This window comes from Dolichospermum sp. UHCC 0259, from assembly GCF_009711935.1.
GTDB lineage: Bacteria > Cyanobacteriota > Cyanobacteriia > Cyanobacteriales > Nostocaceae > Dolichospermum.
Genome location: NZ_VIKX01000082.1, coordinates 72,726 through 86,639 on the forward strand (window position 1 = coordinate 72,726; position 13,914 = coordinate 86,639).

At 37.7% G+C, this 13,914-nt stretch carries 14 protein-coding genes; 5 read left to right on the top strand and 9 right to left on the bottom strand.

Translation table 11 applies throughout. The annotated features are described in order from the left end of the window. Positions 1–102 precede the first annotated feature (102 nt). The 8 genes from FJR05_RS06730 to FJR05_RS06765 form a co-directional block, all read right to left on the bottom strand. On the bottom strand, positions 103–300 hold the full coding sequence (locus tag FJR05_RS06730; protein ID WP_168643400.1) for a hypothetical protein: 198 nt from the start codon (positions 298–300) through the stop codon (positions 103–105). A 90-nt stretch (positions 301–390) separates the two neighbouring features. Continuing rightward, a complete protein-coding gene (locus FJR05_RS06735; RefSeq protein ID WP_168643401.1) occupies positions 391–591 on the bottom strand; it encodes a hypothetical protein in 201 nt (66 codons plus the stop codon). Positions 592–617: 26 nt separating this feature from the next. Beyond that, positions 618–1,868: a nif11-class peptide radical SAM maturase 3 gene (locus FJR05_RS06740; RefSeq protein WP_168643402.1), complete on the bottom strand. Its 1,251-nt coding sequence runs from the start codon at positions 1,866–1,868 to the stop codon at positions 618–620. Positions 1,869–1,967: 99 nt separating this feature from the next. Further along, positions 1,968–2,123: a hypothetical protein gene (locus FJR05_RS06745; RefSeq protein WP_168643403.1), complete on the bottom strand. Its 156-nt coding sequence runs from the start codon at positions 2,121–2,123 to the stop codon at positions 1,968–1,970. Positions 2,124–2,250: 127 nt separating this feature from the next. After that, positions 2,251–2,583 (bottom strand): Nif11-like leader peptide family natural product precursor, encoded by a 333-nt coding sequence (locus tag FJR05_RS06750; RefSeq protein WP_168643404.1) that lies wholly within the window; start codon positions 2,581–2,583, stop codon positions 2,251–2,253. Positions 2,584–2,647: 64 nt separating this feature from the next. Further along, the gene (locus FJR05_RS06755) at positions 2,648–2,965 is read right to left on the bottom strand and encodes a Nif11-like leader peptide family RiPP precursor (protein ID WP_168643405.1); all 318 of its coding nucleotides are present in this window, start codon (positions 2,963–2,965) and stop codon (positions 2,648–2,650) included. A 42-nt stretch (positions 2,966–3,007) separates the two neighbouring features. Next, positions 3,008–3,445 carry a nitrogen fixation protein gene (locus tag FJR05_RS06760; protein WP_168643406.1) on the bottom strand — a complete coding sequence of 146 codons (438 nt, stop codon included), beginning with the start codon at positions 3,443–3,445 and terminating at the stop codon, positions 3,008–3,010. Between the two features lie 133 nt (positions 3,446–3,578). After that, positions 3,579–3,806: a hypothetical protein gene (locus FJR05_RS06765; RefSeq protein WP_174783607.1), complete on the bottom strand. Its 228-nt coding sequence runs from the start codon at positions 3,804–3,806 to the stop codon at positions 3,579–3,581. A gap of 243 nt (positions 3,807–4,049) precedes the next feature. Here FJR05_RS06765 and ldpA point away from each other — a divergent pair, with 243 nt between their 5' ends. Further along, positions 4,050–5,180 carry a circadian clock protein LdpA gene (gene ldpA / locus FJR05_RS06770; protein WP_168643407.1) on the top strand — a complete coding sequence of 377 codons (1,131 nt, stop codon included), beginning with the start codon at positions 4,050–4,052 and terminating at the stop codon, positions 5,178–5,180. Between the two features lie 46 nt (positions 5,181–5,226). After that, on the top strand, positions 5,227–6,978 hold the full coding sequence (locus tag FJR05_RS06775) for a R3H domain-containing nucleic acid-binding protein (protein ID WP_168643408.1): 1,752 nt from the start codon (positions 5,227–5,229) through the stop codon (positions 6,976–6,978). A 330-nt stretch (positions 6,979–7,308) separates the two neighbouring features. On the opposite strand, the gene FJR05_RS06780 is transcribed toward FJR05_RS06775, so the two are convergent. Next, positions 7,309–8,700: a hypothetical protein gene (locus FJR05_RS06780; protein ID WP_168643409.1), complete on the bottom strand. Its 1,392-nt coding sequence runs from the start codon at positions 8,698–8,700 to the stop codon at positions 7,309–7,311. 184 nt (positions 8,701–8,884) lie between these two features. Between FJR05_RS06780 and FJR05_RS06785 the strand changes: the two genes are divergently transcribed. From FJR05_RS06785 to FJR05_RS06795, 3 genes are read left to right on the top strand one after another with little or no spacing between them, the layout of a single operon-like run. Beyond that, on the top strand, positions 8,885–9,358 hold the full coding sequence (locus tag FJR05_RS06785; protein WP_168643410.1) for a hypothetical protein: 474 nt from the start codon (positions 8,885–8,887) through the stop codon (positions 9,356–9,358). Between the two features lie 3 nt (positions 9,359–9,361). Continuing rightward, a complete protein-coding gene (locus tag FJR05_RS27185; RefSeq protein ID WP_168643411.1) occupies positions 9,362–10,885 on the top strand; it encodes a hypothetical protein in 1,524 nt (507 codons plus the stop codon). 2 nt (positions 10,886–10,887) lie between these two features. Further along, positions 10,888–13,863, top strand: coding sequence for a hypothetical protein (locus FJR05_RS06795; protein ID WP_174783608.1), 2,976 nt, complete (start codon positions 10,888–10,890; stop codon positions 13,861–13,863). The last annotated feature ends 51 nt before the right edge of the window (positions 13,864–13,914 follow it).

Sequence of the window (13,914 nt, forward strand, 5' to 3'; positions counted from 1 at the left end):
TAGGGACATAATTATTTTACTATTGACACAAATAAAACCTTAATCGAAAGGAAAGGCGGAGATCCCCGACTTCTTAGAGAAGTCGGGGATCTTGACGTTCAATTATCTAATGATAGAAATAGATGGTTGGTAAAGATCCTCAGATACAGGAACTTGAATCACGCTAATGTTAGGGAAAATAATGATTCCGCCACGAGTAATAGAAAGATCATCTTCTTTCAAATCCATGAGAAAGGTTTCAGTATCTTGGAAAAACTGAAAACCAGCAGAATTTAAATCATAAACTTTGAGTTTGGACATAGGACAATTTTTGAAATATTGCTTTTATAATAGTCGGTTGAAACCGACTTTAGCTATAAGACAGGGAATTTATTCCCTGGATTCTGGAACTTACCTATTTATTGAAATACCAGCTTCTTTCTCAATTCTATCTAAAGCTTTCTTAGCTCTAAAAAGAAGTCGTAAATAGGTGATCTGACTATCCCAAGCCAAACGAGGCAATAAATGTTGTGGCGTATCAGAACTACTCTCAGATTTTGCCAAAGTATTCGGATTTTCTAAAGTAATAGAATCAGGAGAAATATTGTTCATCTTTATCAACAGGATTTCAATTTGAATTAACTTTCATATTTGACTAACTCTCGTGATTTTTCCCAGCCTTCTGGCCATTGAATCAAATCAGCCGTAAAATGCAGAGAATCATTATTTGGCCAAGGAGTATTAATAGGTTCTTCAATTAAAGCAAACTCCCCATTATCAAAAGGGTTGCCATCTGCACGACGCTGGAGAAATACCCGTTCTCTAATCCCATTTTTTTCTTGAGTAAGGGCGCGATGATGACAGTAAGGATTATTACCTCGCTTATCAAAGAAAACATGGGCAGTCCAACTGCAACCACCACGACAGAGTTCGGCAAATTCACAAGTCTTGCAGAAACCCCACAGATGTTCTATTCCCTGGGGAGTACCAGCACCAATATTAAACCTTAACTCTTCAGTTTCTTCAATAATTGTCCGCAGTGAATGGTCGCGGATATTACCACCTGTATAAGCTGTAGTTGGTAACGAAGGACAACCTTTAATCGCACCATCAGCTTCAATACCTAATGCAGATAGTCCAGCACTGCATCCTTGCCAAAAAGACCAAGCATCTCCCCCACGCAATAATCGCTCATAGGGTCCATAATATCCAATATTGTTTCCTGCTTGCACCTGTACCCCTTCTTGTTTTGCCCGTTCAGCAACACGAGCAATCATCGGATATAAATCTATTAATTCATAAGGTTGTAGTAAAATTTGGCTATTATCCGCCGCATTTCCCATCGGTACAGTTAATTGAATTTGCCATGCAAAAATACCCGCATTACGGAGATGTTCGTAAATTTTGGGAAATTCTGGTGCAGAGAGACGATTAATTTGGGTATTGCAACCAAAAGGAATACCTGCCTCTTTGAGATTACTCATGGTCTTAAACGCCCATTGCCATGAACCTTGTTTACCTCGGATGTGGTCATGAGTAGCTTCTAAACCATCAACAGAGACGGAAACTACTTGAATACCTGCCGCCTTCATCCGCTGGGCTGTTTCTAACGTGATACCATAACCCCCAGTAGTCATCCCACAAAGCATACCAGCTTTAGTGATTGCTTGGGCAATCTCCAACCAATCAGGACGCAGAAAAGCTTCACCACCAATAATAGTAACTTCTGTAATTCCTACATCGGCCATTTGTTTGACCAAATCCAGAGCTTCTTCTGTAGAAAGTTCGTTTGTTCTGGTCTGACCAGCACGAGAACCACAATGTTGACAAGCTAGATTACACTTCAGGGTAATTTCCCAAACTGCATAACTAATCCGGCGATAACTCATTTAAATATCCTCAATCAATTTCTTGAAAAAGGGACAGATATATTCTCATCTATCCCTAGAAACTTAATTTATGAGTTAGGAAATAGAAATTTCCTAAAATTATCTTAATGCCCAGGTACTGATTACTAATACCGAGGTCCATCCACCCTTGATGTTAATACTCTCGGTTTCTAACAATTCGTCTAAATAATTTTCGTAGTCAGAAAACAATTCAGAACCAACAACGGATAGATTCTCAACTTTGATGACTGCCATAAACTCATCCTCGAAAAATTACTAATTAAAGTTCTTACAGGGTCAATTTACAAATACTCACAAAATACACTGCTACTATTTATTAATCAGCAGGAATTTAATTTGTGAGTTCGGAAATGGAAATTTCCTAAATTAGTGTGTTATCTATGATAACTCCATACAATAGCTGCATAGGTGGACGAATAACTCCATATAATGGTTGAATTTTTGGCCATCCAGTTATTCCACCAAACACGCCTGCTAGTTCTTTTTCACCTAAATCTTGAAGTTCATTGTCAGAATTGACTGATTCTAACAATTTCAAGGTATATTCTTCATATTCTTCTTGAGTGAAATCATAGCCAGCAGCTTTAACTATTTGACTACATTCTTCTTTGTTTTCAACATTTTGAATTTGATTGCGAAAATCATCGTCAGCAACTAGCTGTTTGTAGAAATCTCTGACACTTCCTAAAGACATTGTTTTCTCCTTGCAAAAATTTTTTGATTTATGACTTTAAAATTTCAAAATCCTGAAAAGGGAATTAGAGTATCCGCCCGATTTTACTGATCACAACTCCGTATAATAGAATCGGAAAACCTATAGGTAAAAGCACAGATGTTGCTCCACCAAAAACAGCTTCTAATTCTTTTTCATTGAGGTCTCTTAAGCCTTCAGGAGAATTACCTGATTCCAACAATTGCTCTGTATATTCTTCAAACTCTTCTTGAGTGAAGTTATAACCAGAAGCTTCTAGAATTTCTCTACCTACTTCTTTATTATCAACTTCTTGAATTTGGCTACGAAAACCTTCATCACAAGCTAATTTTTCGTAAAAAGCTCTCACGTTTTCTAAGGACATAATCTTCTCCTGAAATAACTTGAATGCAGTTGATTGTTTTAGTTAATTACTACTTGGGGCTGCAACTTTAACTGCTAGTTCGGATGCGTTGTAGTTATCTGTAATAACTTGCGGACATCGCATACAAGCTACTTTTCCTTCTTGTTGCCACCAGCGACAATCTCGACGGATAGAACAAGGTGGTAATTCTTCTGCTACTGCGGGAAAATTTTCCACAATTCGTGTAGCCAAACCACAATTTTGTCCATCAAAATGCTGACAACCTGTAGCGGCACAAGGCGCTGCTGTGCGAAAAATTTCCGCAGGTGTAACTGGACTGGCTTTTGCTATTAATTCTTCCGTGATAGGTTGGGTTTGTTTAAGATAAGCTACACGAGGTTCTGCAACTGTCCCGCCGATAATACCAAAAACAACACTTTTCTCAGCTTCTGGTCTAGCACTAGGACAAAGTGTGGTTTTATCAATTGCAATTTCTTTCATTATGAGAATCCTAAAAAATGACCAGCCGTACCCAAGCTTTGTTTAGAAATTCGCTACCTACAACTACTTTTCTAGGTGCGACTATAACTAAATACGGCTGGGTAATTCTCTTATGGGTCAATACCTAAATAGTTTAAAATTTAACTGGATTAACTACAATGATTCCTGTTGTGATAGGAGGCCAAAAAATGCGACCCAAGATAATAGGCTTAATTAATGCACCACCTGTCACGTTCTTAGCTTCTTCGTCAGACAAATTTTCCACTGAATCCAAAGCTTCGCTACGACGTGCTACTGCATTGCTTACAGATTCATCAATGAGGTCATTGATTTCAAATTGATTCTTCTTGTTGATTTCCATGTTCGTTTTCCTTTGTTAGGATGTGCGTAGACTTCCCTATTTTATCTGTGCAGAAAATTATTTAAGTATAATCTCGTGATTTTTAGTAGTCAGAAATAAACCTTTTATGTCACTAAAAATATCCAAATATTGATCCGAATTCACAGGCTCGCATTGTACTGGTATAAGGTTAGTAATAAAAAAAATCTAAATTTTCCTGATCACAAGCTGCAATTTCCAGTGAAATAAACGCATAATGGAAATGTGACTGATTTATTAGCCCCTTTGCAATCTCTAAAACAAGGTAATTGGTTCAAATTAATTTGCGGAGCCAGTTACCAACATCTTCCTGCGGTCAGAAATCTCACCTTAGCCTACACTTTGGCGGGTGCTGACTGTATAGATGTGGCTGCCGATCTGGCAGTTATTGCCGCTACCCAGGAAGCTTTACTGGTAGCGGAAGGCTTGGTGAATGATGCCCAGAAACGAGGCTTTGCCTTTACAGGTGATTTGCCTTTGTTAATGGTCAGCCTCAATGATGGTGAAGATCCCCATTTTCGGAAAGCTGAGTTTAATTCTCAAGACTGTCCGAACGATTGTTCTAGACCATGTGAAAAAATCTGTCCAGCCCAAGCAATTTTATTTAACAATACCAAAGATGATTTTTCTGGAGTAATTTCTGAAAAATGTTATGGCTGTGGCCGTTGTATTCCTATCTGTCCCTATGGGATAATTTATACAAAATCTTATATGTCAACGCCAGGGGAGATAGTACCATTGATTATGTCAACGGGAATAGAAGCCGTAGAAATTCATACTCAAGTGGGGCGGTTGGCAGAATTCCAACGGTTATGGGACGCAATGACACTCTGGGCAGATCAATTAAAATTGGTAGCCATCAGTTGTAACGATGGAGAAGGGTTAATTGATTACCTACAAGCAATTTACAATTTAATTGTCCCTCGTCCGCAGTTTTTAATTTGGCAAACTGATGGACGTTCTATGAGTGGTGATATTGGTGATGGTACTACCATAGCCACAATAAAATTGGGACAAAAAGTTTTGACAGCAAACCTACCGGGATATGTGCAGTTAGCAGGCGGCACTAATAGCTACACCGTCCCTAAATTAAAGGGGATGGGACTGCTCCAAGAGGCAAGGGAGCAGGGGAGCAGAGGAGCAGGGGGGAACGAGTCCCCAGCTTTTATCTCCGGGGTTGCCTATGGTAGCTACGCCCGTGTATTGCTGTCACCCATTCTTGACCAGTTGCAACAAAAGGAGGTGATTAACACTGATAATCAAGGTCATATTCGCTTAGAAGAAGACCCGGAATTACTGTGGGAAGCTGTAAAGCTGGCCCATGATCTCGTTTCCCAAATCAAGTCTGGGCGGTAACGCTCCAATCCATATCTCTAAAAACGTCAAGTCACCAATAAAAAGCATGACGATTACAGAAGATCTCCAAAAGTTGTTAGACATTTTGCCTCAAGACCTCCAACAACAACTAGAAAATCATCCTAAACGAGATATTTTAGTTGAGGTAGTCTTGGATTTAGGCCGTCGTCCCGAAGCTCGGTTTCCTCATGCAGCGGAGTATCTGAGCGAAATACCGGTCACTCAAGCACAGATAGATGATTGCATTCAACGAGTTGGAAATTTTGGGGGGGATAATCGAGCAGGAATTGAAAAAACTTTGCATCGCATCAGTGCTATCCGTAACCGTAGCGGTAAAATTATTGGCTTAACTTGTCGAGTCGGCAAGGCGGTATTCGGAACAATTGCCATGATCCGCGATTTGGTAGAAACTGGTCAATCAATTCTCATGCTAGGTCGTCCTGGTGTTGGTAAAACCACAGCTTTACGAGAAATTGCCCGTGTATTGGCGGACGATTTACATAAGCGAGTGGTTATTATTGACACATCTAATGAAATTGCTGGTGATGGTGATATTGCTCACTCAGCCATTGGTCGTGCTAGACGGATGCAAGTATCTAAACCAGAACTACAACATCAAGTCATGATTGAGGCTGTGGAAAACCATATGCCAGAAGTCATTGTTATTGATGAAATTGGCACGGAATTGGAGGCTTTAGCTGCCCGGACAATTGCTGAAAGAGGGGTGCAATTAGTAGGAACTGCTCATGGTAATCAGATTGAAAACCTGATTAAAAATCCTACTCTGTCTGATTTGGTTGGGGGGATTCAGGCTGTGACTTTGGGCGATGATGAGGCTAGACGACGTGGTTCGCAAAAGACAGTTTTGGAGCGAAAAGCGCCACCGACTTTTGAGATTGCTGTGGAAATGTTGGAACGGCAACGCTGGGTAGTTCATGAATCTGTAGCTGATACGGTTGATACTTTGTTACGTGGTCGTCAACCTACTCCACAAACGAGAACTGTTGATGATCATGGCAAAGTTGGTGTTGTTAGACAGTTAGCTGTGGTCAATGGTGGCAATGGTAATGGCAATGGTAATGGTCACGTTACTAATGTGGAGGAATCTTTCTTAGCTGCTAAACCTAATGGTTGGCGTTCTTCTGGACAGATGGTGGCTTTACCACCTTTATCTCTGGATAGGGAAAGACCGACGGGACGCAGTGAATTTGACCGCTTGTTGGATGAATCTTTCAATTATTCTGAAGGTTTTGATGTTGTCAGCCGTAAACAAGCAGGTCCCAATGGGGAGGATTTACCATTGCACATTTACCCCTATGGGGTGAGTCGTCACCAGTTGGAACAGGTGATTAATGTGCTAACTTTGCCTGTGGTATTGACTAAAGACTTAGATAGTGCGGATGCTATTTTGGCTTTGCGATCGCACGTCAAGAATCACGCTAAGTTAAGACAGATGGCTAAGGCTCGTCATGTCCCCATTCATGTGATCAAGTCTAGTACAATTCCCCAAATTACTCGCAGTCTCCGCCGCTTACTGAATATTGATGATCCAGATATTGGCGACGACAGAGAGCTACAACTGTTATTACACAACGGTAGTGATGATGAAATGGACGCTTTGGAGGAAGCCAGACTTGCTGTAGAGCAGATTGTCATCCCTAAAGGTCAGCCTGTGGAGTTACTACCTCGTTCTTCCCAAGTGCGAAAAATGCAGCACGAGTTGGTGGAACATTATCGCCTCAAATCCGATAGTTTTGGCGATGAACCAAATCGGCGGTTAAGAATTTACCCGGCGTAGGTTGTTGATAAATTTCCCCTGAAAAGATGTAAAAACAATCCTTTCAGGGGATTTTTATTAGGTAATTTATGGTAGTTTAGTATTGGGTGAGCGATCGCACTTATGGCACTTTCTGATGTTATGAGGTACAGTTTTTTATCGCAAAACCTGTAGGGGCGCAGGGCGTGCGCCCTCCATTGTGTTTCATTAGAGCGATCGCACTTATACTAAACATGAATAGAAAATGGACTTCGACAAGATTACGAAAACCCTACCTGTAAAATCAAATAATTAATCTATCTTGAGTATATTTCTGTATACTCATCCAAAATACTGTCTGATAAATTATAGTTAATCTTTTTTAATTCCATAGCAAAAATGACCAACTAAAAATTGTGACCCTTCCTGATTATTTGATTGTTCAGCTTTCATTGTTTCCGTTCGATTTTTCAGCGCCATAAAAAACTCCTCCACACCATGAGTTTTTGTCCCATCTTCTTCACTAGATTTAGTTTGCCAATCCCATTCTTTCCACCAACTAGGAGTTTCTAAATTCTGGCTGAGAATATCAAACTGTAATTTATAAATTCCCGGTTCAGGAAAATTATTAGGTTGGATAATAGCTGAAAATTTTAACTTATTTTCTTTAGGAAGAATTTGCCAATCTTTAAACTCTATAGCATTACTTAATGCTGAATTAGAATCAACAGGTTTAAATTCTTTGGCAAACTTATCAACTTTCTCAGCTTTAACTTTTGGCTTTAAAGAATTGATATCTACCAATAAACTATATTCAGATGGTGAAAAAGGAATACTATAATTAAGTGTTAAATTATCCTTTTGCCCAGAATTTATTTGCAATAATTCATAATTACCTTTACTAGCAGCAACTCCATCTTTAACCAAAGACAAAGGACTAATAATACCTTGAGGTAGAGATTCTGGAGGCGTTTCTAAAGAAGATATTTTATCAAGAATATGATCAGGATGAAAAATCATTAACTTGCTATTAGCTAATAATTGATTAGAATCATAATTTTGTAATTGTCCAAAATAATACTTAACATCTTGATATGGTCCAATAAATAACACATAAAATGGACGTAACTTATCTGCTTGTTTACCAGAATTATAAACAAAGGTTTTAATGCTATTATTTTCCTCAACATAAACCTTACCATTAAATTCGCTTTTAACAGCCCAAACACCCACAGCATAATCTTTTTTCTGGGGATTAAAATAAGCATCTTGAATTCTTTTATTTAATTTAGTTACATCACCACTATTTTGTTGTAAATCTGTAATAATTACCGTCATTTTCTTTTGGTCTTTTACAGCCGGAACAATAGCCGCATCTATAGGACTAGACACAGCCTTAAATTTGGCATTACTACCATCATAAAAAACTGAACTAGATCCATAACTATAATATTCACCACCTGTAATTTTTTGCATAGGAGTACCAATTCGATAATATTCAACTGGCAATTTACCTGTTAACTCAAATACACTTCTAAGAGATTTTAAAGTTTTAATATACTTGCTTTCTCCATCTTTCACATATCCCAACATTGAGCCGCTACCATCTACATAAATAGCCACATTGAGATTATCAGATTTATTAGCAGTTTCGCTATTGACTGAATTAACATTAGGAATTTCACATTTTAACTCTTCCTTCTTATTACAAGATGTTAACAAAACCGCCATTAATACTAACACTAACCATTGAATACGTATCATCTTCCTACTTCTCCATTAATACTATGTTGTTGATTTATTTACTATTGCTAATAAATGTTAAGTAATTTTACCGTATTTTTTCTTGCCATCTCAATCATAATATGCGAGTATATCAAAGAATACTTGTGCCACGTTTAAACCAGACGCTAAATTTCTAAAAAACTACAAGTCGTGAGGAGGGTTAATGAAACCGTGGGAAATCATCAGAATTATCATTTTTAGCATCATTGGTGCTGCTGTCATGTTTTTAGGGCAGCGTCTCATCTATGAAAATCAAATCATACCTATTCAAAAAGTCCCCCTTAATACATGGCTTGGCACTGACTATACCACAGCTTCACTGATTATGTTTGCTGTTTGCATTGTAGTAACATTAATTTGGTGTATATTAGCTGCAACCAGTCGGTTTAATGACGGTGGTTCTACTGGACGCTGGATGTTGATGTGGTGGTTATTAGGACTATTACCAATGGCCAGTATTGGATTTACCGTATTTTTCATTAACCGCAGTGACGAAGCCCAACTGTCATTAATGGGATTTTTTGTCTTAGATACCTTATTGCTGTATTGGCTACCCACAGCAACCAGTTCTCCTGAAGCCGTGAAATATATTCCACCAGGGGCTTTTCTTTTACGTCATCAGCTAATGGGAGATTAAAAAATGTCAATTTATGTAATTGGAATTGGTGGAACAGGTGCTAAATGTATTGAAGGGATTATTCAATTAGCATCTGTCGGACTTTTTGGCGAAGAAACGCTAAATTTATTATTTGTTGATGCTGATGAAACCAATGGGAATCTTTCTAGAGCATTAACAAGTTTAGAAATTTATCAAAAATGTTACGGATTAGATATAAAAGATAGGCATCCTTGGATGCAAACAAAGATTGAATCATTTCCTTTATGGTCGCCATTTGCTAACAATAGCATCAATAAAAATCTCGGTTCATTTTTTCAATACAACATTCTCAAGGAAGATGAACCAGCATTAGGAAATCTATTTGATGTCCTCTACACCCAAGAAGAAAGAGAAGCTAATTTAGATGTAGGTTTTCGGGGACGGCCAGCCATTGGTGCAGCCGTCATGAGTCAGGTAAACCTAGATACCTTAGATGGTGACTCCTGGGGAACACTAATGGGCAAAATTCAAAAAGATACAGGAGGCGGAACACGCCCAAAAATCTTTTTATGTGGTTCAATATTTGGAGGAACAGGCGCTTCAGGATTACCAACAATTGGGCGGTTAATTCATAATAAATTGGAAGCGCTGAAAGTTAGAGAAAAAGTTGATTTAGGTTGTTTATTTGTCTTACCTTACTTTGGCTTTACTCCTGAATTGGGAGACAATTCTGAAAAAGTCTATGCTCGTTCTGAACAATTTTTGTTAAATACCGAAGCGGCACTTCGCTATTATGGTAGTCAAGCTCAAGAAACCTTTGATACTGTCTATCTATTAGGAAATCAACAATTATCTCCAGTTAAAAAATTTAGTGTTGGTAAAAACACCCAGCGGAATGATCCTCATTTTATTGAACTTTATGCTGCTTTAGCTGCCAGACAATTTTTATTAAAAACACCACCAGGACAAAAAACAGTGGTGTTAATGAATCGAGAAACATTAAAAACATTAACTTGGGAAGATATTCCTGATCAAAAAGAAGTTTTACCCGAATTAATCAAGGCTACCCGGTTTGCTTTTGTGTGGTTATCTAATATTGCTCCAGAATTAGCAGAAGCAAAAAACATTGGTGGAGATGGTTTTAGAAAGCGTGCTGGTACTGCTTGGTTTGTCAAATTCTTTCCTGCTTCTAGAGGAATCCTGACAGGAGGTAATACCCAGAAAAACGCCGACTTTAACGATACTAAAGAACAGGATGCCATAAAAATAATTACAGCTTGGTGTCAAGATTATTTACGCTGGTTATCACATATTCATCAATGTCAGGGTGAAAGTATTCAATTATTTAATGCTGATTATTTCAGTGGTAGTAAATTCAATCCTGAGAACCTATCCAGTTTAATTTTTGCTCAGGGTGATAGCCGAGATCAAAACAAAAAATCTCAAGACACAATACAAAAGCTGAAAGAAAGGTTAAACCCTCAAAATATTAATCCTCCAAATCAAGGGATTATTGGACTTGCTAAAGCTTTATATCATGTTTGTGAATTAAGGAAGGAAAATTAAAAATGACAAGTTTACTATTACCAAAACTCAAAGATGATTGTGATGTCAAATCGGGAAATTCTGGTAGTTGGGATTCCCAAGCACCAACTACTTTTAATCAAGTTGCTTCTAGCTTAGATTATAAAGCCCCAGGAGAAGTTAAAAATATTAGTTCTGTTCCTACAGTTTGGGCGCGTCCCTTATCAATGGAAATGGCATTACATAATGATGCTTATCCCATTCGGGAACAAATGATTATTCAATGGCAAGGAATGTTAGCCGTTTTAGCATTAGCAGAAGTGCGCGGTTTTCCCATTAAAGCCCAACTTCTAGAACTGGGAACAAAAAAAGATCATCACATTTTCGCTCGTTCTCTTTATGAACTTTTACCTGATGATGTTAATAGTATTTACAAATTTCAGAACGGTAAAAATCCTTGGGAAGACTTATATATTTTCACTTGGAATAATCAACCTGTAGGGATGACTTCTCCGAGTACCTTGGTTGTCCCCTCAGAACAAGGAGTTTGGGATGGTTTACCCTGGTGGAATGCCAATACAATGCAATTCCAACCACTGCATAATTATCTTAATGATATAGAAAAAGCCCAACTAGCATTTTGGCTAGATAATCTCCGCAGAGAAATCAGAGGACATAGTGATGATACTAGATCAGTTGGTATCATTATTGGTTTCATCAACGATTTTATTAATAATTTGAAAGTGACATCTACAGCCAACTTTCAACTTACTGATAATTCTGCTTTTTTTGAAGTCCCTTTAAACAGAGGGGCGTTAGCTGCTCTTAATTTTCCGATTAAAGTTGAATCAAGAGAATCTAATATTCGAGTTGTTCCTAGTGTAGTTAAACCTAATGTTCCCCCATTATTAATTATTGATCCAGAAGTTGCGACTACATGGAATGAACCACTACAAAATATCTGGGTTTATGAAGGTAAAACCTTAGCAGCTTTCCGACGTGAAGATGTCGAAACTTGGAACAAGAGTAAAAAAGTAATTTGTCTGGAATCGAAAGATTTATTTTTACCAGACTTGAAATTTATTGATCAAGAGGGAATTTTACCAGGGGCTTTACTGCCTGAAGGAGCTAAATCTTTAGTATTTAAAGGTAGAAATATTACCCCTTTTATTCCTTTAAATCCAATTTTGTTGAACTACTTTACACCTGAAGATTTAATCAAGAAAATTAAACTGCAAGTAGTTAATAATGGTGCAGGGAGTTCAGGAGTAAGAGTTACTTTAACCTTACCTTTATATGGCGTTAAAGGCGGAAAAGCACCGCAGAACTTCTATGTAGTTAAAGAATATGCTCTATTAGAAGAAAACATTATTTCTGAAGTTCCAGTTTTAGAAATATGGCCTAATTTCCGCGCTGAAGGTTGGAAAGAATATTACGGCTTTTACTATGATGCTGAATTAGGGGAAGAGACTTTTCAAGTTAATTTTCCTTATGCAAAAAATACTCACATTTTTAAAGAAAAAAAGGGTTCTTTTCAGGTAGTTAGTTTAGAAGAATTTCCATCCTTGATTGAGTGTAAAGACATCTACAAAAACACCATCGGGTTAATTTTGTTAAATACTCCAGAACAGATTGATCTTAATGGTGAGTGGGTAGTTGGTGTTGATTTTGGGACTTCCTTTACTAACATTTATGTCAACAAAAATGACAGAGTTGTAGAACGGCTAACATTAGAAAACCTGCACTGTCAAGTTACAGATGCTCCTATTGATACGCGTTTTCCTGCTTTGTTTGAATCCTTTATTCCTGAAAGTTTTATCCCCATAGATAAACCTTTTCCCATGTCTACTGTATTAACCACCAGAGGTAAAACTAATACTACTGATGATCAACTAAGTCCTATTTTTGACGGTCGGCTTTATATTCCTAATCTTGAACGGTTTGCACCGCAAGAAACATGGATAAAAACTAATTTAAAGTGGACAACCACTAATCTTACCGATAATCAACTATTTCTCAAGCATTTAGCATTGCATATTACAGCCTTAGCTGCTAAAGATGGTGTAAAAACTATTCAATGGTCTTTATCATTTCCTTCAGCATTTTCTTCTACCGAACAACAAAGATATGCTCTCAATTGGCAAAAAATAACTAAAGAATTAGCAAAAAATACAGGGATTATTCATAATAGTCCAGATAAAGATGATCCTACTTATTTCCGTACTGAAAGTTTAGCAGTTGCCCAATATTTTGCCGAACGGGAGGAACATGATTTAGTTAGTAGCACTTGTATTGATATGGGTGGTGGCACATCAGATATTTCTATCTGGCAAAATGATAAACTTCTTCATCAATGTTCAGTTTTATTAGCAGGTAGTCAACTCTTTTCGCAATTCATAGAGATGAATCCTAACTTCTTGAAAAAGTTAGATACTATTACAGATGTCCAGCTTTGGAGCAAGTTAAAAGGTCCGGCTTTTAATGCCAAACTTGATGTTTGGATGCGTCTAAAAGCTGGTAATTGGCTAGAAACAAAACGAGATAAATTTGCAGAAGATAAAGATTTTCAAGGACTAATTCGCTTAATGGCAATTGGTGTTTGTGGATTATACTTTTATGTTGGTCAAATTCTCTCAGTTTTATACCAAGAGGGTAAATATTCTCAAAATCAAATCACACCTGTTTATGTTGGTGGAAATGCTTCACGACTACTGCATTGGTTAGCAGAAGGTGGTGAATTTGGCCGCAATTCCGAAATCAATACTTTATTTAGTAGCATGATGAGTATTGCTTCTGGTTTTCCTGATACAGAAGAACTCACCCGTCTTAGTCAAAATCCCAAGGATGAAGCTGCTTGTGGTTTAGTTTTAAAAGATAGAAAATTAGAAGGACTAGGTAAAAAAGAAAAAGATCCTATCATTGCTGGGGAAGATTGTATCATCGGTCAAGAACAGTTTAGCTGGCAAGAACGGTTACAATTGCAAGCAAAAAGTATTAATAGGGGTGACTATCAAATGTAGTTTTTCACTCTCCCCCCACTTTCGAGAGTTTATAGGGTAGGTAGAAGTAGG